Genomic DNA, 19,305 nt, shown 5'->3' with positions numbered 1-19,305 from the left:
GTCGGTCACCCCTTACCTGCGTCCAGTGTGCGTGGTGGGGACGATCTCGGACCAGCAGGACTCCGGCCAGGACGGCGGATTCCTCGTATTGGCGTACAGGGGCTCGTCGGGTGGACGGAGTGGTCACTGTGTCTGCCGGTCTGCGGCCGGTCGGTGGACGGTTTCCGACAGGGGCGTCGGCGCACGCCGCCACTTCTCCTGGACGACCACCTCGCGCAACCGCCAGCCCTCCCCCGTACGGATCAGTCCGAAGGCGTACCGGCCGCCGCACACGAAGTCGGGTGCGGTGGACCCGGATTCGCCGTTGCCGGTCGCGAGACGCATCGGGTTGATGTAGTCGGCCTGGATGTGGGCCGTGTCGCCGGTGTCGTGCTCCAGGATGTCGAAGCCGACCCGGCGGTTGACGATCAGATGCTGCCGCATGGGGAAGAGTTCCATGCTCTGTCTGAGCCACCCGGCGACCTCCCGGGCGTTGCCCTCGATACCGCCGGCCGAGCGGTAGTCCGCCCGTCCGTCCGGTGCGAACAGTTCCATGTACGCCTCCCAGTCGCCGTCGTCCACGGCCACCGCGTACGCGGTGACGAGTCCGTCGAGGGAGAGCCTGTCCATCACGGTCGCGAGCTCCACACGCTGCGTCATCGGCTCAGTGTTGGGCACGGGGCGGACGGAGCCAAGGTACGTGCGGATATTCGGTGGCCTGTGGGCGTGTCCGACTCCCAAGCTGGTCGCGTGAAAGATCAGACAGTCGTTTTTCCCGACACTTCCCCCGAGCGGGAACCCAGGTTCCGCGTACGCGCCCGTCATACGGCGTCCACGCTGACCGTCTATCAGGCCTACCGCCCGGAGATCGGGCTCGCGGCGGCCCGCGACGGGCGGTTCCCGCCGGAGTGGAGCCGCAGTCGCATGACGTGGATCAAGCCGTCCTTCACCTGGATGATGTACCGCTGCGGCTGGGGCACCAAGGAGGGACAGGAGACCGTGCTGGCCGTCGAGATCACCCGGGAGGGCTTCGAGTGGGCGCTGCGCGACGCGTGTCTCTCGCACTACGTGCCCGAGCTGCACGAGGATCAGGCCGCCTGGAAGCGGCAGCTGCGGCGGGCGTCGGCGCGGGTGCAGTGGGATCCCGAGCGCGATCTGCGGCTGAACCCGCTGCCGTACCGGTCCCTGCAGCTCGGGCTCTCCGGGGAGGCGGCGGCGCGGTACGCCGACGAGTGGATCGTCGGGATCGAGGACGTGACGCCGCTCGCCGCCGAGGTCCACGCGCTCGTACGGGCGGGTCAACTGGACCGTGCGGCCGGGCTGTTGCCTCAGGAGCGGCCACTGCCGCTCGACGAGGGCGCGCTCGCGCATCTGCGAGCGTAGGGACCGCGGACCGGGTACGGAGCAGCGAGACACGGAGGTGTGCCCATGAGCGGGTCGTCGGTCACGGTGGTCACGGGTGGCAGCCGGGGGATCGGTGCCGCGACCTGTCTCCGGCTCGCGGCGGACGGTCACGATGTCGCGGTGGGGTATGTGCGGGACGCGCGGGCCGCCGAGTCGGTCGCGGAGGGGGTACGGGAGGCGGGGGCGCGGTGTGTGACCGTCCAGGTGGACACCTCGGTCGAGGCGGAGGTGGACCGGCTGTTCGACACGGTCGAGCAGCGGCTCGGGCCGGTCACGGGGCTGGTGAACAACGCCGGGGTGACCGGCCCCCTGGGCAGGCTCGCCGACGCGGACCCCGGTGACCTGCGGCGCGTGGTGGAGGTCAACCTGCTGGGTACGCTGCTGTGTTCGCGTCGGGCCGCGAGGGTCATGACGGCTCGGGGGAGCGGTGTGATCGTCAACGTGTCGTCGGCGGCGGCCACCCTCGGCAGTCCCGGCGACTATGTCCACTACGCGGCGACCAAGGCGGCCGTCGACGCGCTGACCATGGGACTGGCGAAGGAACTCGGTCCGGACGGTGTTCGGGTCAACGCGGTGGCCCCGGGCATCATCGACACCGAGATGCACGCGACGATGGGCGACCCGGGCCGGGCTCGGCGCGCGGCCCCGACGATTCCGCTCCGCAGGCCGGGGCTGGCCGAGGAAGTCGCGGCCGCCGTCGCCTGGTTGATGTCCGACGAGGCCTCCTACGCCACCGGCGCGGTGCTGCGGGTGTCGGGCGGGAGGTGACGCCCGGCTCGCCCGACGGCTGCCGGGTGGGTCAGGCGGCCTCGATGATCTCGCCGCGTATCGCCGCGGCCCACCTGACCACCAACAGCTCGTACTCCTCCCGCTCCTGGGCCGAGAGGGAGCCGCCCGCGCGGAGCCAGAGCGCGCGGATCTCTTCGTTCAGCATGGCGGCAGACCGCACGGAACCAGGGGTCAGGGAATCGGGGGACATACGTATCAGCGTAGGCGCAGGGACTGACAGTGCGCTACCGAGCGGCTACTCACCAGGTATGTGGTTGGTCACGGTCGCCTGCCGCGACGGCGGGCGCAGCCGCGTCAGCCCGACGACTCGGCCGCGTGCGGGCTCAGGGCGCCCGTGGCCACCAGGGCGATGATCACGATGCCGAGGACGACGCGGTAGTAGACGAACGGCATGAACGACTTGGTCGAAATGAACTTCATGAACCAGGCGATGACGGCATATCCGACCGCGAAGGCGATCACCGTCGCGAACGCCGTCGGGCCCCAGGAGACATGACCGCCCTCCGAGGCGTCCTTGAGTTCGAACACACCCGAGGCGAGCACGGCCGGCATGGCCAGCAGGAAGGAGTAACGCGCCGCCGACTCACGGGTGTAGCCCATGAACAGGCCGCCGCTGATGGTCGCGCCGGAGCGCGAGACACCGGGGACCAGGGCCATCGCCTGGCACAGGCCGTAGATCAGACCGTCCCGCACGCCGAGGTCTTTCAGGCCCTTGCGCTCCTTGGCCGCCCGGTGCTTGCCGCCGGTCTCGTCACGAGCCGCGAGCCGGTCGGCGACACCGATGACGATGCCCATGACGATCAGCATCGTCGCGGTGATCCGCAGATCCCGGAACGGCCCCTCGATCTGGTCCTTGAGCGTGACACCGAGGACGCCGATCGGAATCGAACCGACGATCACCAGCCAGCCCATCCGGGCGTCGTGGTCGCTGCGCATCGCCTTGTTGGTGAGCGAGCGGAACCATGCCGAAAGGATCCGTCCGACATCCTTGCGGAAGTAGATCAGCACCGCCGCTTCCGTACCCAGCTGCGTGATCGCGGTGAAGGCCGCACCCGGGTCCTTCCAGTCGGCGAACGCGGCCGTCAGGCGCAGATGCGCGCTGGAGGAGACGGGGAGGAATTCGGTCAGCCCCTGGACGAGTCCGAGGATGAGGGATTCAAACCAAGACATGAAGTTACGTGGTCCAAGCGCTGATCGTGGGAGGGCCGACGGACACACCGGGACGCCGTTCGCGAGGCGAAGGGCGGCGAGGATCAGGTGTGTTGGGGGCAGCCTAGCGGCCCCCGGGGACGGGCCGAGCACAGGGGCCGGGGTCAAGGGGTGGTAAAGGGCGGGGTTCTCCTTATTGCGCGGCCGGACCGTCCACCCCGTGAACACCCGCGACGTGGTGTTGACCGACCGCTCGGGCGGAACATAGTTTGCCAGCGTGGGGAAAGCGCTTGCTGTAACCGGAGGTCCGGAGTCAACACGCGTCGGCCCACGTCAGACAACGCGTCCGATGGAGTGCTGATCCCGCACATGACCACACCCGCAGCGAGCCCCGACACCTCCCCGGCCATCCCGGGGAGCCCTGCTGTCGCCGGCCCCGCCACCCAGGCCTCGCCCGCCACGCTCCCCCCGCTCACCGGGCGGCGTATCCGTGCCGCCGTCATCGGGGCCGGCGCCATCGGGCGCGGGTCGCATCTGCCGGCGCTCGCCCGCCTGGCCGAGGAGGGCGAGACGGAGGTCGTCGCCGCCGTTGACATCGATGCCGACGCGGTGAAGGCGTTCTGCGCGGAGAGCGGGATTCCGCACGCGTACACCGACCTGGAGCAGATGCTCCGGGAGCAGCGGCCCGACCTGGTCACCATCTGTACGCCGCCCACCCTGCACCGCGAGCAGACCGTGGCCGCGCTGCGCGCCGGGGCCTGGGTGTGGTGCGAGAAGCCGCCGGTGCCGACGCTCGCCGACTTCGACGCCATCGAGGCGGAGGAGGGGCTCGGGGGCGGCCCGTACGCCTCGATCGTCTTCCAGCACCGCTTCGGCTCCGCCTCCACCCATGTACGGCGGCTGCTCGCCGAGGGGGCCCTGGGCCGGCCGCTCGTGGTGCACTGCCAGACCACCTGGTACCGCGACACCGCCTACTACGCCGTGCCCTGGCGCGGACGCTGGCAGACCGAGGGCGGCGGGCCCGCCATGGGGCACGGCATCCACCAGATGGACCTGCTCCTCGATCTGCTCGGCCCGTGGAGCGAGGTGCGCGCCATGGCCGGGCGGCTCGTCCACGACGTCGAGACCGAGGATGTCTCCACGGCGCTCGTCCGGTTCGCGAACGGCGCGCTCGCGACCGTCGTCAACAGCGTGCTCAGCCCCGACGAGGTCAGCCGTATCCGCATCGACTGCGAGCGCGCCACCGTCGAACTCACCCATCTGTACGGGCACTCCAACGACAACTGGACCATCACCCCCGCGCCGGACGTACCGGAGGCGGAGGTGGCCGCCTGGCGCGACTTCGGCGTGGACGAGCCGAGTTCGCACCTCGCACAGCTGCGCGAGCTGGTGGTGAGCATGCGCGCCGGTGAACGGCCGCGCAGCAGCGGGGCCGACGGGCGGACCAGTCTGGAACTGATCACCGCGCTGTACAAGTCCGCCTTCACGGACACGACGGTCAGGGCCGGTGACATCGGCCCGGGCGACCCCTACTACGCCGCACTGCACGGCGGCGCGCCCGGCTGGGCGCCCTCGAACGACAGCCACGGCGACGATGATGGCGACATTTCCGGTTCCGCTATCGAGGAGGCGTCCGCGTGACCACGTCCGAGGACCTGCGCATCGTCCACGCGCACGGCGACCGCATCACCGTGACCGAACCTGTCACCGGTGTCGAGCTGTTCAGCTACGTGTACGGGGCGGAGGCGGCCTGGGAGGCGCCGAAGCCGTATCTGCACCCGGTCCGGACGCTCACCGGCAACGTCGTCACCGACTACCGGCCGAACGACCACCGCTGGCACAAGGGGCTCCAGCTGACGGCCTCGCACCTGTCGGGGGCGAACCTGTGGGGCGGCAACTCGTACGTGCACGGCGAGGGGTATCTCGCCCTTCCCGAGCGCGTCGGCTCGATGGCCCACGTCGGTTTCGACGAGGTCGCCTCGGACGGGGGCCGGGCCGTCATCGCGGAGCGGCTCACCTGGCACCCGTACAGCGGGGAGCTGTGGGCCGAGGAGGCGCGGCGGGTCGAGGTGCACGACGTCGATCCGGCGGCCGGATCCTGGGCGCTGACCTGGACGAGCGCGATCACCAACCGGCGTGCCGAGCCGCTGCTCTTCGGCAGCCCGACCACCGCCGGGCGCGAGGCCGCGGGCTACACCGGCCTGTTCTGGCGCGGCCCGCGCGCCTTCCGGGACGGGCGGATCCTCGGCCCCGACTCCGAGGGGCCGGAGCTGATGGGCACGCAGGCGCCGTGGCTGGCGTACTCCGGCGAGTTCGACGGCGCCGACGGCCACGCCACGCTGGTCTTCGCACACGCGCCCGAGAACGACCACCTGGGAAGCGAGGGCGCCCATCCCGCGCACTGGTTCGTGCGCAACGAGCCGTTCGCCGCCGTCGCCCCCTCCTGGGCCTTCTACGACGAGCTGGAGCTCGCTCCCGGCGACACGCTCACGCGCCGCTACCGGGTCGTCGTCGCCGACGGGGAGTGGGAGCGCGAGGGCGTCGCCAAGTACCTGGAGACGCACCCTTGGTGAGCCCGGCACCCCACGCGGCGGCCTTCGCGGGCCTGCCCGGCGGCGTCGCCGTCTCGCACCTCGCCGTCTACGACTGGCCGGCCGACGACGGGGTGTGCGGTGGAACTCCCCATATGCATCTGACCTGTTCGGAGGCGTACGTCGTCACGGGCGGGCGCGGTTCGGTCCAGACGCTCACGACGTCCGGGTACGAGGAGACGCCGCTCGCGCCCGGTACGGTCGCCTGGTTCACGCCGGGCACGATCCATCGGCTGGTCAACGAGGACGACCTGCGCATCACCGTCCTCATGCAGAACAGCGGGCTCCCGGAGGCCGGGGACGCCGTACTCACGTTGCCGCCGCGCTGTCTGACCGACCCGGAGACGTACGCCGCCGCGACCGTGATCCCGGCGGACGCGCCCGTCGCCGAGCAGGAGCGGGTGGCCCGGGCCCGGCGTGATCTCGCCCTCGAGGGCTACCGGGCGCTGCGGGAAGCGGAGGGGCCGGAAGCTCTGGCGGCCTTCCACGAGGCGGCCGCCGCTCTCGTACGGCCCCGGCTGGCCGACTGGCGCGAGCGCTGGCGGCGGGGGGCGGAGGCGGCGGTTGCCGCGACGGGTGAGCAGCTGGGCCGACTGGAACGGGGCGATGCGTCCCATCTGGCGGAGGCCGTGGTGCGGGCACAGCAGCCTGCGGTGCGCGGGAAGTTCGGGATGTGCGGGCGGCTGGATGTGTATCGGGGGGCCGCCTCCTAGGTTGTCTCGCCCCCGCCGCCCCTACCCGTTCCCATCCCTGGGGGCTGTGCCCCCCAGACCCCCCTACGGCCCTGAACGGGCCTCGTCCTCAAACGCCGGACGGGCTGAAAGTCAGTGGCCGCGTAGGTGGTGGCGTTTGCGCCAGGCCACCGCGGTTCCCGCTACCGCCGGTACGGCGATGAAGGCCATCGCGATCAGGAAGGCGGGGGAGGTCGGTGACGAGGCGCGGGCGCCCGCCACGACGTACGCGGCGGTGTTCGGGATGGACCCGAGGGCCGTCGCCAGCAGGAACGGCAGCCAGCCCATCCTGGAGACGGCGGCGCAGTAGTTGGCGGCCCAGAAGGGCACCCCGGGGAACAGTCTCGCCGCCATCATCGAGCGGAAGCCGTGCCTGCTGAGCTGGCCGTCCGCCGCTTTGAGCCAGCGGGCGCGCAGCAGCGGGCGCAGCGCGTCCTGGCCGAGGACGCGGCCCAGGCCGAAGGCGAGCCCGGCGCCCAGGACCGTACCCGCGAGCGCCGCGGCGAGGCCCGTCTGGGAACCGAACAGGGCGCCCGCCGCGAGGTTGAGCAGCGGGCGCGGTACGAACGCCACGGTGCAGACTCCGTACGCCGCCCCGAAGAGCACCGCCGCCGCGGCGCCGCCGACCTGGGGAGGCCAGCCGTCGGCAAGCAGCCGCTGGGGCTCGAAGAGCAGGACGCAGGACGCGGCGGCGCCGAGCAGCAGCACCAGGAGCGACAGCCGCGACCAGGGCGAGAGCAGTGCTCTCGTGCAGCGCGCGGCGAGGCCGCCGGGTGGGGTGACGACGATGACGGCCGGGGAGAGCGGGGAGAGCTCCGTGGCGATGGCCCGGGGAGAGGCCGTGGCGGTGCCCCCAGAGCGGGTGGTGGCATCGAGCATCTGGTGACACTAACCGACGGATATGTGTGATCGCCGTATGGTTCGGCTCAACGGTGGAACAACCAGGGGAACTCGCGGCGCGTCAGGTGACACGTGCATCCATAAGCTGCGGAAACGTATCGCCGTGACATGCGCCACTGTGCGGGACCTCTCCGGGCTCCCGGAGCCCGCGCCCGCCGGAAAACCATTCGACGTGCGCTGACGCGTCGGCGATGATCGCCTCATGTTCCGGTACGCCTTCCTCCTCGCAGCATCCGCAGTCGCGGATGCCCCGAAGGCTGCCGTCCCGATCCTCGTGGCCGCAGTCGACGGCGCTCGAAGCTGACCCTTCCCGGATCGTCCGGCGGACCCCGTAGGGGGAGGGTCGGCGAACTTCCTCGGGGTCCCCGTCCCGGCCGCGTTCTCCGCGCCGGGACCTTCACTCAGCACCGCTGGAAAAGGCTTCGAGGTACCGCCATGTCCAAGACCGCATACGTTCGCACGAAACCGCATCTCAACATCGGCACGATGGGCCATGTCGACCACGGCAAGACCACCCTGACCGCCGCCATCACCAAGGTGCTCGCCGAGCGCGGCTCCGGCACGTTCGTTCCCTTCGACCGGATCGACCGCGCCCCCGAGGAGGCCGCGCGGGGCATCACCATCAACATCGCGCACGTCGAGTACGAGACCGACACCCGGCACTACGCGCACGTGGACATGCCGGGCCACGCCGACTACGTCAAGAACATGGTCACCGGCGCCGCGCAGCTCGACGGGGCGATCCTCGTCGTCTCCGCGCTCGACGGGATCATGCCGCAGACCGCCGAACACGTCCTGCTGGCCCGGCAGGTGGGTGTCGACCACATCGTGGTCGCCCTCAACAAGGCCGACGCGGGCGACGAGGAGCTGACGGACCTCGTGGAGCTGGAGGTACGCGAACTGCTCAGTGCGCAGGGCTACGGCGGCGACGCGGTGCCCGTCGTACGGGTGTCCGGTCTCAAGGCGCTCGAGGGCGACCCGCGCTGGACGGCGTCGATCGACGCGCTGCTCGACGCGGTGGACACGTATGTGCCCATGCCCGAGCGGTACCTGGACGCGCCGTTCCTGTTGCCGGTGGAGAACGTGCTCACCATCACCGGCCGGGGGACGGTCGTCACCGGCGCGGTCGAGCGTGGCACGGTTCGCGTGGGGGATCGGGTCGAAGTGCTCGGCGCGGGTCTGGAGAGCGTCGTGACGGGGCTGGAGACCTTCGGCAAGCCCATGGAGGAGGCGCAGGCCGGGGACAACGTGGCCCTGCTGCTGCGCGGGGTGCCGCGCGACGCGGTCCGACGCGGGCACGTGGCCGCGGCGCCCGGCAGTGTCGTACCGAGCCGGCGGTTCTCCGCGCGCGTGTACGTGCTGTCGGGGCGCGAGGGCGGGCGTACGACGCCGGTCGCGACGGGGTATCGGCCGCAGTTCTACATCCGTACGGCGGATGTGGTCGGGGATGTCGATCTCGGCGAGATCGCTGTCGCGCGGCCCGGGGACACCGTGTCCATGACGGTTGAGCTGGGGCGGGAGGTGCCGTTGGAGCCGGGGCTCGGGTTCGCCATTCGTGAGGGTGGGCGGACGGTGGGGGCGGGGACGGTTACTGCCGTGGTGTGAGGGTTGTTGGTGTGCGTGGGGGGCTGCGGGCCGGTTGTGGCTGGTCGCGCAGTTCCCCGCGCCCCTTTCCGGCGCTGCTCCCGGGCACAATGAGGAGGTGAACGACGAGTCGATACCCGTTGCCCGTGCTGTTGATCACGGGTTCGCCAAGCTCATGCCCGACATCGATCGGGAGCGGGCCTGGTTGCTCACGGTTGACGGGGCGCCTCAGTCGTACGTCGATCTGGATGAGCCGACGTATCTGGAGTTCGAGTACGCGCGTCGGCTCGGGCATGTGCTGGACACCGTCGCGGAGCCGGGGCGGGCGCTGGACGTGGTGCATCTCGGTGGGGGTGCGCTCACGCTGCCCCGGTATCTCGCCGCGACCCGGCCCGGTTCCCGGCAGGACGTCGTCGAGGCCGACCGTGGGCTGCTCGACCTGGTCGTCGAACACCTTCCGCTTCCCGCCGGCGCGGGCGTCGACCTGCATGCGGCCGACGCCCGCGCCTGGCTCGAAGCCGCGCCCGACGGCAGCGCCGATGTGCTTGTCGCCGACGTGTTCGGCGGCTCGCGCGTCCCGGCCCACCTGACGACCCTTGCGTACGCTCAGGAGGCCGAGCGGGTGCTGCGCGGCGACGGTGTCTACCTCGCCAACCTGGCCGACGCGGCGCCCTTCGGCTTTCTGCGCTCCCAACTCGCCACGTTCGCGGCCGTGTTCGAGGAGTTGGTGATGATCGCCGAACCAGGTGTCCTGCGGGGCCGCCGCTTCGGCAACGCGGTGCTCGTCGCCGCACACCGTCCCCTGGACACCGCCGCCCTGGCCCGCCGCGTCGCCTCCGACGCCTTCCCGGCCCGCCTCGAACACGGGCCCGCACTACGGGACTTCACCGGAGATGCCGCCCCTGTGCGAGAAGAGGACGCGGTGCCGTCGCCGGAGCCGCCGCAAGGGGCGTTCGGGATCGGGTGAGGTCCGGGCCGGCGAAACGGGGACGGGCGGGGCCCACGGGCTGCGTTCACCCGTCGGCGTTCTCCAACTCGCCCTGCGGGTGACCGCCGTTGCGCGCCGCCCCTGTGCGATGCGCGACGGCGACACGGAGGTCCGGGGCCGGCGAAAAGGGGCAGCGGGGCTGCGTTCAGCCGCCCGTGTTCTCCAACTTGCTCTGCTGCGGCGTCTTTTGGGGTGTCTCCCGGGTGACCCTCTTTGTGCGGCGGGTCAGGTTTCGTACGTCTCGTACGGACAGAGCCGCCGCTGTCACCGCCACGATCAGGGCCGCGCAGCCCCACAGCGCCGGCGTGCGGCCGAAGGCGTGTTCCGCCGGGCCGGCCAGTGCTGTGGCGAGGGGGAGCATCGCGACCGAGCCGAACCAGTCGTACGCGGAGACGCGCGAGAGCTTGTCCTCGGGGATCTCCTGGTGCAGCGCGGTCATCCAGCTCACGCCGAACACCTCCTGCGTCACGCCCGTCACGAACATCACCGCGCACAGCACGGCCAGCGGTGCCGGTACGGCGAGCGCGGCAGCCGGCAGGGCCAGCGGGAACACGCACACCGTGCCGGCGAGCAGCAGCCTGCGGGGTTTCCAGCGCATCATCAGCAACGCGCCGCCGACCGTGCCCGCCCCGAACGAGGCCAGCGCCAGTCCCCATGGCCCCGCCCCGCCGAGGCTGTCGCGGGCCACGAGCGGGCCGTAGACCGACTGGGCCGCGCCGATGACCGCGTTGGCGACGGCGAACTGGAGGACGATCACCCACAGCCACGACCGCCCGGCGAACTCCCGCCAGCCCTCCCGCAGATCGGCGAGCAGCCCACCGCCCGCCGCACGGGCCGGGATGTGACTCACGTCGAGGAAGGAGCGCAGTGCCCCGGCGACCGCGAACGCCACCGCGTCCACCGCGAGGACCCAGCCGGGCCCGAGGGCGGCGACCATCGCGCCCCCGACGGCCGCGCCGCCCAGCGCCGCGCTCTGCATCGCCATCCGGTACGCGGCGAAGGCGCGGGCGGCCTGGTCGCCCTCCACCGAGGAGAGCAGCATGCCCTCGGCCGCCGGGCCGAAGAACGCCTGCCCGGTGCCGCCTAGCCCGGTCAGCAGCATCATCTGCCACAGCTGTGGCTCCCCAGCCAGGACGAGCACCGCGAACGCTGCCTGCGAGAGGCAGTTGAGGGCGTTCGCGGCGACCATCACATGGTGCCGGGGGAGCCGGTCGGCGATGGCTCCGCCGATCAGCAGGAACAACACCAGCGGCAGTGTGCGTGCCGCCGCCACCAGTCCCACGTCACCGGCGTCCCCGCCCGCCTCCAGCACCGCGAACGCGGCGGCGATCACCGCCCCGTTGCTGCCGAGGTTGGTGACGACCGCCGACGCGGTGAGCAGGCTGTAGTTCCGGCCGGCCCAGGACGGGCGGCGTGGGCGTACGGAGGGGGAGTCGGCGGAGGTCACGGGGCGACTATCGCCGCCCGCCACCCACTTGCCAATCCATTTCCGCCCCGACATGACCAGTACCGGTCGGATTCAGCCGGTCGAGAGCGAGGGTCGTTCAGGAGCGATCACCGGTCACCGGTGTCCGTCGTTTCCCGACCCTCGCCGCCCTCAGGCGCCGGTCGGGTCCCCGTGCAGTCGTACCGTGCTCAGGATCTGCATGACCGTCTTCTCGGGGACCTCCCCGTTGACGCCCGTCGCGCCGTACAGGCTCCACGCCACGTAGTCGCCGGCCGAGTTCTTGAAACCGAACGTGATGGCCTTGCCGTCGCTCGCGCACTTCCCCTTCTGGGGCGTGTTCTTCGAATGAGCGCGGGCGAGGCTGCCCGCGATCCCGGACTTCGTCGTGTACGGCGTCGCCTTCTCGTCGAAGACGAGGCTCTTCTTGTCCGGCTGCGTGTAGCCGCCGTAGACCCACCAGGGGACCTGGTTCACGGCGACCTCGTCGGCGGTCTTCGCGCCGCTCGCGCCCTTGGTGCCCACGGCCGCGAGCGCGGTGTCCGACGTACGGCCGTCCTTGTCGTCGTCCGACACGCACCACTTCGACTTGTAGTACGCGGGCGCCGACATGGTGATGAGCGGTGCCGCACCGGCCTTGGCGTTGTCGTCCTCGAAGCCGATCAGCGTGCCCGGTGACTTCACCTCCCAGTCCGCCGGTACGTCGAAGGCCGTGCCCCACTTCGGGTTCACGACGACCTTCCAGCCGGCGATCGTCGGCTGCTCGGCCGCGGAGTCGCGCGGGTTGTCGTCGGCGGCGGACGCCGATGCGGACGCCGAGGCCGAATCGCTGGGGTCCGCGGATTCCGGGGTGGGCGTCGCGGCGGGCGCGGACCGGGCGGACTGCTTGTCGTTGCCGTCCGAGCCCGCCTGCTCGTCCTTGTCACCGCCCAGGACCAGGAATCCGGTCACCCCGGCGGTGAGCACGACCGCCGCGGCCGCGACGATCGCGGTGATCTTCGTCCGGTTCCCGCCTCCGCCCGACGGTGGCTGCGGTTGTTGGGGTGGCTGCGGTGCGCCGGTCGGGACCGGAGGGCCCCAACCCGGTTGCGCGGGCTGGGAGTAGGGGTTGGGCTGCTGCGGATAACCGGTCTGCTGATATCCGGGCTGCTGGTACGGGTTCGGCTGTTGATAGCCCGGCTGCTGGTAGGGATTGTGCGGCGGGACCTGTGCCTGCTGCGGGTCCTGCGGGTTCTGCTCGCCCCCGGGCGGCTGCTGTTCTGGCCACATGGCCGGTAACGATACGGCGGTCGGCGGGCCGGATCTGGCCGACCAGGCTACTCGTGGGTAACATGACGCCATGAGCGAAGATCAGATGTCGATCGGTGAACGTCTCACCGCCACGGTGCCCATGGTTCGTACGCTGAACCTCGAATACCTGGAGATCACGCCGGAGAAGGCCGTGGTGGCCCTGCCGGACCAGGACGAGTACCGCAACCATGTCGGCGGGCCGCACGCGGGGGCGATGTTCACACTCGGCGAGTCCGCGAGCGGAGCCGTCGTCCTCGCGGCCTTCGGCGATCAGTTCTCCCGTGCCGTACCGCTGCCCGTCACCGCCGATATCGCGTTCAAGAAGATCGCGCTCGGTCCCGTCAAGGCCACCGCGACCCTCGGTCGCCCTGTCGCCGAGGTGGTCGCCGAACTCGACGAGGGCAAGCGCCCCGAATTCCCGGTGACCGTCGCCATCCAGCGTGAAGACGGTGCCATTACGGGCGAGATGACAGTTGTCTGGACTCTTCGCCCGAACAGCTGACACTCGTCGTCCCGTCACAGTTGACCGGCTCTCAGGAGTCGCCACGACCCGGAGGTCCATGGACCTGCCGGGTCTCGTTCTTGTCGGCGGCAACGGACCGTCAGGGCCGGTGCCGATGGTCAACTGCGTTGTGCTGTAGGTGAGTTGCATTCCTCCGGTCGCGTGGTCGAAAGTTGAAGATTGTGTGTGCCACCCGGGTGCTCGTGCACACAACTCGGTGCTCACGCGGAGCGCTATTTCGAAAGCCGGTGCGGATACCGCCGGTAACACATCTGAATTGCTCTCGTTTTGAACTTCAGTCACTCGAACTCCTTGTTTACTGCGAGACGGGTGTGCGAGTGTGGGCCAACTCGCGCGGGGGCGGAGGTCAGACCCCTTTTCCCGCTCGGGATTCCGTGCCGGTCGACCCGAACTCCCCAGGTGACGAGTCGTAGGTACGAACCAATCGGCATTACTTTCCCGTGGATGTGCAATTCGCTGGTGCCGTCCTGCGGCTTGGAAGGAATGGGTTCTGTGCAATCCCCTCATCCCCCGCGTCCGCCCTACCCTCCGCGCCCCGGCATCAGTACCGGGGAATCCGACATGAACCTCGCGGCGCAACTGCGCGGGCGGGTCGAGGGTGAGGGCGCGTACGCCGTCGCGCTGCTGCTCGCGCGCCACTGGCAGTCGACGTACGACTACGCGGCCATCTGCCTCGCGGTCGACGGGGACCTCGCCACGATGGCCGCCACGTCGGCCTTTCACCGGGTGCTCGGGCGGCTGGAGCGCGGTGAGTCGAATCAGGCGCTGCGACCCCAACTCCTCGTCGCCGTAAGGGAAACGGTCCGGGAGTGGTCCGCCGACGACGGTATTTCGGGACTGCTTCCGGAACTCCGCAAACCCACTGGCGCGCGTGGTCTACGCGCGGCGAGGGCCCGGACATCCGAGAATCGGCAACTGGCCGAGCGGTCATTCGGCGTCCTGCCGAGAGCGGCCCAGTGCCTCCTCTGGCATACCGAGGTCGAGGCCGAACCCCTTTCCGTACCGGCTGGTCTGTTGGGGGTGGACTCGGCAAGCGCCGCGACGGCACTCGAGCAGGCCCGCGAGCAATTCCGCACCGCCTGTGTGCACGCCCACCGTGAACTCGCGCCGTCCAAGGAATGCCGCTTCTACAACCGCCTCCTCGACGTCCCGATCCGGCGCGGCGGCGCCCTGCTGCCCGATGTCGAACAGCATCTGCTGGTGTGCTCGCACTGCCGGCACGCCGCCGAGCAGCTCAGCCATTTCGAGGGCGAGCTGGGGATTCTGCTCGCCGAGGCGGTGCTCGGCTGGGGAGCCCGCCGCTATCTCGACTCCCGCCCGGGACGCGGTGGCCCGGGCGTCGCTCCCCACAGACAGTCCGGCCGGAGCGGCGGACGCCCCGGCGGCGGTGGCCGGCATCGCCTCATGGCCCGTTTCCCGCTGACCGACGAGCGCTACACCCTCCCGAAAGCCCGCACCCGGGCCGTGGCCGTCGGGGTCGGTGTCCTCTCCTTCGCGCTGGTCGCGAGCGTGATCGGTGTCCGCGGCCGGTCGGACGGGACCATGCCCATGGCCAACTGGGGCGCGGTGAGCGGCTATTCGACCGGGCAGGCGTCCGCCGCGCCCTCCGCCGGCCAGGAGTCGGTCAGTGCCTCGCCGCAGGCCGGTGACTCGCCGTCGGCCGGTTCCGCCGGCTATCCCGGCGTGACGGAACGCGGCAGGCTGCGCCACCTCGCCACGGGCCTGTGCCTGGACATCCGCGACGGCCGGGTCGTGGCCGGCGTGGGGACCCGGCTCGCCGTGTGCTCGTCCGCCGTGACCCAGCAGTGGTCGTACGAGGACGACGGTCTGCTGCGCAGCCTCGCCGACCCCAGGCTGTGCCTGGACTCCCACTCCGCCGACGGACATGTCTTCCTCTCCGGTTGCGTCGGGTCCAACGCCGACGAGGTCCGCTACGACCTCACCGTCCAGGGCGAACTGCTGCCCCACTGGCGCGAGGAACTGGCCGTCGCACCCGCCTCGCCCCGCCCGGGCGCGGATGTCGTGGTCACGACCAGGTCCGGGGCTGCGAGCGAGAAATGGACGCTCGACCCCGACCCGTCCGCGACCGACGACTCCGCCAGGACGGGAGACGGGCAGGAGCGAGTCGGGGCGAAGGGCGGCAAGAACGACAAGAGCGTCAAGGACGGTAAGGACAGTAAGGAGAGCAAGGCCGGCAAGGACGGCGAGGGCACGCTGGGCGGCGGGCCCGGCCAGGAGCAGCAGAAGCAGAAGGGGGAGGGCGGCACGGACGGTACGCAGCAGGGGGCCGAGACCGATGCCGGAAACGGGACTTCCGGACTCGCCGGCTCGCCCTCGCCCGGACCCACGGTCGCGCCCTCGTCCGATCCCACCGGCGGCCAGCAGTTCGAGACGCGTTACGTCGTGGACGACGGCGGCCAGGAGCCCGCGCCCGACCCGGCGCCCGCCCCGGCGCAGGCCCTGCCGCAGCAGCCGCCGGCCCCGGTGCAGCCGGTCGTCGTCCCGCTGGCACAGGCCATGGGGCCGCTCACGGGGATCATCGGTCCGTTCGGCCGATGACTGGCACGAGTCATCGTCGGCTCCGCGTGTCACCCCGACCCGGTAGGCTTCCCGGCGTGCGCCCGTGGCCGGGCGCGCGCCGGGGACGCAGACGTACCGGGCGTACGGCGAGATCGGAAGGAACCGGCGTTGCACGTGCAGGAATGGCTGGAGACGATCCCCGCGGTCAGTATCTACGCGCTGGTGGGACTGGTCATCGGGCTGGAGAGCCTCGGCATTCCGTTGCCCGGCGAGATCGTTCTGGTCTCCGCCGCGCTGCTCTCCTCCCAGCACGGTGAGATCAACCCGATCATCCTTGGCGCCTGCGCGAGCGCCGGCGCGATCATCGGTGACTCCATCGGCTACGCCATCGGCCGCAAGGGAGGCAGGCCGTTGCTGGCCTGGCTCGGGGCGAAGTTCCCCAAGCACTTCGGTGAGGGGCACATCGCCACGGCCGAGCGGTCCTTCGAGAAGTGGGGCATGTGGGCGGTCTTCTTCGGCCGCTTCGTCGCGCTGCTGCGTATCTTCGCGGGGCCCCTCGCGGGGGTGCTGCGGATGCCGTACTGGAAGTTCCTGATCGCCAATGTGCTGGGCGGGATCATCTGGGCGGGCGGTACGACCGCGGTCATCTACTACGTGGGCGTTGTCGCCGAGTCGTGGCTGAAGCGGTTCTCGTGGTTGGGGCTGGTGCTGGCGGTGCTGTTCGGGGTGACGTCGATGCTGGTGCTCAAGCGGAAGGCGAAGAAGGCGCAGGGGGCGGCTGTGCGGGAGGTTGAGGCTGTCGGGGCCGGTGAGTGAGGTCTGTTGAGGCGCCGGTTCGCCGTTGAGGGGGCGGCGGGCGGGCGAGTGCGGGGCCGTGGGGGCTTGTCGCGCAGTTCCCCGCGCCCCTGGGTGGGTGAGGTGCGGGGAGTCGCGAAGGGCCCGGAGTTGGCCGGTCACTCCTTGGGGCTGATGGCTACTGGTGGATCTCGCGGTGGGCCTTTGCCAGGTCCGCGTACATCGTGCCGTTGAGGGAGATTCCCTCCTTCTCCTCCGCTGTCAGTTCACGCCTGACCTTGGCGGGCACCCCCGCCACCAGGACCCCCGGCGGGAACTCCATTCCCTGTGGGACCAGTGCCTGGGCCGCCACCAGGGAACCCGCGCCGATCACCGCGCCGTTCAGTACCGTCGCGCCCATGCCGATCAGGCAGTCGTCCTCGATCGTCGCGCCGTGCACCACCGCGTTGTGGCCCACGGAGACCCGCTCGCCGATCGTGACCGGGAAACCCGGGTCGGCGTGCAGGGTGCAGTTGTCCTGGATGTTGCTCCGGGCACCGACGGAGATCCGTTCGACGTCGCCGCGCAGGACCGCCCCGTACCAGACGCTCGCGCCCGCCTGAAGGGTCACGTCCCCGATCACGGACGAGGTGGGCGCCACGAAGGCGTCCTCGTCCACCTTCGGGTCCCTGCCGCCGATACCCGTGATCAACGCCTTGTGCGTCATCTCGCCTCCTGGTCCTCGAGTACGTCAGACCGTACGCCACCGCCGTGGGGCGAAGATCACAGGTGTGCGGCATGCTGGGGCCGCCCGGCCCTGAGTACGGTGTGCGGATGCCCAAGCCCAAGAACACGTTCTCGTCCTGGCGGCGTCGGCTGGCGCAGCGCGCGGTGCACGCGGGCTGGGCCTGGGTGCAGCGCACGGGCTCCGTGACCGCCGAGAACCCCGGGCGGCTGGCCTTCCGGGCGATGGGAACAGGTACCAGGCTCGCCTTCCCGCTGGGCACCGTCTTCGGTGAACCCTGGATCGAGCTGGGCTCCCACTGCATCATCGGCGAGCAGGTGACCCTGACGGCGGGTCTGATGCCGGACCTCGACCTCGGCCCCGACCCCATCCTGCGCATCGGCGACGGCGTCGTCCTCGGCCGCGGCAGCCATGTCATCGCCGACACGACGGTCACCATCGGCAGCGACTGCTACTTCGGGCCGTATGTGTACGTGACGTCCACCAACCATTCGTACGACGATCCGCACCAGCCCATCGGCAGACAGTGGCCGCGGATGGAGCCGGTCGAGATCGGCCCGGGCTGCTGGATCGGCACCGGTGCGGTGATCCTGCCGGGGGCGCGGATCGGGCGGAACGTGGTGGTGGCGGCCGGTGCGGTCGTACGCGGGACGGTGCCCGACCACGCGGTGGTGGCGGGGGCTCCGGCCAAGGTCGTACGCCGCTGGACGCAGGCCGAGGGCTGGCTGCCCCCGCTGCGGACACCGGCCCCGACACCGATCCCGGAAGGGACCACCCCGGAGCAGTTGCAGGCCCTGTCGGAGCTGGACGCGGTGGCGGTGGCCGGACTGGCCGAGCTGGACGCCCAGGAGCACGCCGGGGACGTACGCGCCGAGTCCTGAGCCGGGCCGCCGAGGTGGCCGGCGGTCAGCCCGTCGCCAGCAGGAGCGTGCCCACCAGGGCCAGGCCCGCGCCCGCCGCCTGCACCGCGCGCAGCCGCTCGCTGAGGAACCCGCGTGCGGCGAGGGCGGTCACCACCGGGTAGAGCGAGGCCAGTACGGCGGCCACGGTGACCGGTCCGTGCTGGGCGGCGATCGAGTACGTGCCGTTGGCGGCGACATCGGCGAGGCCCACGAAGGCGAGCACCGGGAGCGTCCGCCAGGGGAAGCCGCCCGCCGGGAGGGCGGCGCCGCCCCGGCGGACCGAGACGAACAGCGCGGCGCCGCCGACGGCCACGTTCGTCAGGCGCTGGACGAAGAGCGCGAGGAACAGACCGGTGAGGGTGGTCGACGCCTCCGCGATCAGCGCGAAGACCGTGCCGAAGCCGAAAGCCGCGAGCAGGGTGAGCAGGATCGCCTGCCGCTGGACGGGCGCGCCCCTGAGCTGCGGCCCGCCCGCGAGCACGACCCCGACGACGGCTACCGCGATCCCCGCGAACTGAAGCAGCCCGGGGCGCTCGCCGAGGAAGAGCCCGACGCTGATGGGGACGGCCACGCCGAGCGAGCCGAGCGGGGAGACGACCCCCATCGGGCCCAGGGCGAGCGCCTTGTAGAAGGCGAGCAGGGCCACCGGGCCGGCGAGGCCCGCGCCGACCGCGAACCACAGGCGCGGACCGGCCTCGCTCCAGCCGCCGGTCAGGACCACGGTGGTGCCTAGGACGACCGCCGCGATCGACTGCGAGACCACGACCACCGTCAGCGCGGACATGCGCCGGGTCAGCAGTCCGCCGCCGAAGTCGGCCAGCCCCCAGAGCAGGCTGGTGACCAGGGCGAAGAATGCGGTCATGGGAAACGCCTCGCAGTACAGTGGAGTGAACGGTCGGGTGCACCATACGGTAGTTCAGTGAAGTGAACTCTGTCATCCAGAATTTTGCACTAGGCGGGAGATCGGGGGGAGTGCGGCAGGATGAGGTGCA

At 71.1% G+C, this 19,305-nt stretch carries 19 protein-coding genes; 11 read left to right on the top strand and 8 right to left on the bottom strand.

Annotated elements, in window-relative coordinates; all coding sequences use genetic code 11:
- Positions 1-123: 123 nt before the first annotated feature.
- On the bottom strand, positions 124-639 hold the full coding sequence (locus ABZ855_RS15455; RefSeq protein WP_360806838.1) for a nuclear transport factor 2 family protein: 516 nt from the start codon (positions 637-639) through the stop codon (positions 124-126).
- 90 nt (positions 640-729) lie between these two features.
- On the opposite strand from ABZ855_RS15455, the gene ABZ855_RS15450 reads away from it, so the two are divergent.
- A complete protein-coding gene (locus ABZ855_RS15450) occupies positions 730-1,362 on the top strand; it encodes a DUF4291 domain-containing protein (RefSeq protein WP_360806835.1) in 633 nt (210 codons plus the stop codon).
- Positions 1,363-1,407: 45 nt separating this feature from the next.
- Complete coding sequence (locus ABZ855_RS15445) at positions 1,408-2,151, top strand: SDR family oxidoreductase (RefSeq protein WP_360806832.1); 744 nt, start codon at positions 1,408-1,410, stop codon at positions 2,149-2,151.
- A 31-nt stretch (positions 2,152-2,182) separates the two neighbouring features.
- On the opposite strand, the gene ABZ855_RS15440 is transcribed toward ABZ855_RS15445, so the two are convergent.
- Positions 2,183-2,362, bottom strand: a complete 180-nt coding sequence (locus tag ABZ855_RS15440; protein WP_319213696.1) for a hypothetical protein — start codon at positions 2,360-2,362, stop codon at positions 2,183-2,185.
- 104 nt (positions 2,363-2,466) lie between these two features.
- Positions 2,467-3,342 (bottom strand): undecaprenyl-diphosphate phosphatase, encoded by an 876-nt coding sequence (locus ABZ855_RS15435; protein WP_360806828.1) that lies wholly within the window; start codon positions 3,340-3,342, stop codon positions 2,467-2,469.
- A gap of 348 nt (positions 3,343-3,690) precedes the next feature.
- On the opposite strand from ABZ855_RS15435, the gene ABZ855_RS15430 reads away from it, so the two are divergent.
- The 3 genes from ABZ855_RS15430 to ABZ855_RS15420 are packed head-to-tail and all read left to right on the top strand — an operon-like array spanning position 3,691 to position 6,625.
- Positions 3,691-4,962: a Gfo/Idh/MocA family oxidoreductase gene (locus ABZ855_RS15430; RefSeq protein WP_360806825.1), complete on the top strand. Its 1,272-nt coding sequence runs from the start codon at positions 3,691-3,693 to the stop codon at positions 4,960-4,962.
- The gene (locus ABZ855_RS15425; RefSeq protein WP_360806822.1) at positions 4,959-5,894 is read left to right on the top strand and encodes a PmoA family protein; all 936 of its coding nucleotides are present in this window, start codon (positions 4,959-4,961) and stop codon (positions 5,892-5,894) included. Before ABZ855_RS15430 ends, ABZ855_RS15425 begins: the two co-directional genes overlap by 4 nt.
- The gene (locus ABZ855_RS15420; RefSeq protein WP_360806819.1) at positions 5,888-6,625 is read left to right on the top strand and encodes a cupin; all 738 of its coding nucleotides are present in this window, start codon (positions 5,888-5,890) and stop codon (positions 6,623-6,625) included. Before ABZ855_RS15425 ends, ABZ855_RS15420 begins: the two co-directional genes overlap by 7 nt.
- A 111-nt stretch (positions 6,626-6,736) precedes the next feature.
- Here the strand turns inward: ABZ855_RS15420 and ABZ855_RS15415 are convergent, their stop codons facing one another.
- Entirely contained in the window at positions 6,737-7,522 is a 786-nt protein-coding gene (locus ABZ855_RS15415) for a TVP38/TMEM64 family protein (RefSeq protein ID WP_360806816.1), read from the bottom strand.
- A gap of 456 nt (positions 7,523-7,978) precedes the next feature.
- On the opposite strand from ABZ855_RS15415, the gene tuf reads away from it, so the two are divergent.
- Both tuf and ABZ855_RS15405 read left to right on the top strand, forming a co-directional pair.
- Positions 7,979-9,148, top strand: a complete 1,170-nt coding sequence (tuf, locus tag ABZ855_RS15410) for an elongation factor Tu (RefSeq protein ID WP_360806813.1) — start codon at positions 7,979-7,981, stop codon at positions 9,146-9,148.
- Positions 9,149-9,302: 154 nt separating this feature from the next.
- Positions 9,303-10,094: a fused MFS/spermidine synthase gene (locus tag ABZ855_RS15405; RefSeq protein WP_360806943.1), complete on the top strand. Its 792-nt coding sequence runs from the start codon at positions 9,303-9,305 to the stop codon at positions 10,092-10,094.
- A gap of 166 nt (positions 10,095-10,260) precedes the next feature.
- On the opposite strand, the gene ABZ855_RS15400 is transcribed toward ABZ855_RS15405, so the two are convergent.
- Entirely contained in the window at positions 10,261-11,562 is a 1,302-nt protein-coding gene (locus ABZ855_RS15400) for an MFS transporter (protein ID WP_360806810.1), read from the bottom strand.
- A gap of 150 nt (positions 11,563-11,712) precedes the next feature.
- Positions 11,713-12,828: a hypothetical protein gene (locus ABZ855_RS15395; protein WP_360806807.1), complete on the bottom strand. Its 1,116-nt coding sequence runs from the start codon at positions 12,826-12,828 to the stop codon at positions 11,713-11,715.
- An 85-nt stretch (positions 12,829-12,913) separates the two neighbouring features.
- On the opposite strand from ABZ855_RS15395, the gene ABZ855_RS15390 reads away from it, so the two are divergent.
- The 3 genes from ABZ855_RS15390 to ABZ855_RS15380 all read left to right on the top strand — a co-directional run bounded on the left by ABZ855_RS15390 (position 12,914) and on the right by ABZ855_RS15380 (position 16,708).
- Entirely contained in the window at positions 12,914-13,351 is a 438-nt protein-coding gene (locus ABZ855_RS15390; protein WP_360806941.1) for a DUF4442 domain-containing protein, read from the top strand.
- A gap of 582 nt (positions 13,352-13,933) precedes the next feature.
- Positions 13,934-15,931, top strand: a complete 1,998-nt coding sequence (locus ABZ855_RS15385; RefSeq protein ID WP_360806804.1) for an RICIN domain-containing protein — start codon at positions 13,934-13,936, stop codon at positions 15,929-15,931.
- Positions 15,932-16,060: 129 nt separating this feature from the next.
- Positions 16,061-16,708, top strand: coding sequence for a DedA family protein (locus tag ABZ855_RS15380; RefSeq protein WP_360806801.1), 648 nt, complete (start codon positions 16,061-16,063; stop codon positions 16,706-16,708).
- A gap of 157 nt (positions 16,709-16,865) precedes the next feature.
- Here the strand turns inward: ABZ855_RS15380 and ABZ855_RS15375 are convergent, their stop codons facing one another.
- Positions 16,866-17,393, bottom strand: coding sequence for a gamma carbonic anhydrase family protein (locus ABZ855_RS15375; RefSeq protein WP_360806798.1), 528 nt, complete (start codon positions 17,391-17,393; stop codon positions 16,866-16,868).
- 107 nt (positions 17,394-17,500) lie between these two features.
- Between ABZ855_RS15375 and ABZ855_RS15370 the strand changes: the two genes are divergently transcribed.
- Positions 17,501-18,292, top strand: a complete 792-nt coding sequence (locus tag ABZ855_RS15370) for an acyltransferase (protein WP_360806795.1) — start codon at positions 17,501-17,503, stop codon at positions 18,290-18,292.
- A 25-nt stretch (positions 18,293-18,317) separates the two neighbouring features.
- On the opposite strand, the gene ABZ855_RS15365 is transcribed toward ABZ855_RS15370, so the two are convergent.
- Complete coding sequence (locus ABZ855_RS15365; protein WP_360806792.1) at positions 18,318-19,175, bottom strand: EamA family transporter; 858 nt, start codon at positions 19,173-19,175, stop codon at positions 18,318-18,320.
- Between the last annotated feature and the right edge of the window lie 130 nt (positions 19,176-19,305).

This window comes from Streptomyces sp. NPDC047042 (assembly GCF_040644035.1).
Lineage (GTDB): Bacteria > Actinomycetota > Actinomycetes > Streptomycetales > Streptomycetaceae > Streptomyces.
The sequence above is the reverse complement of the archived record's forward strand: the minus strand, read 5'-3'. Positions and strand labels throughout refer to the sequence as shown.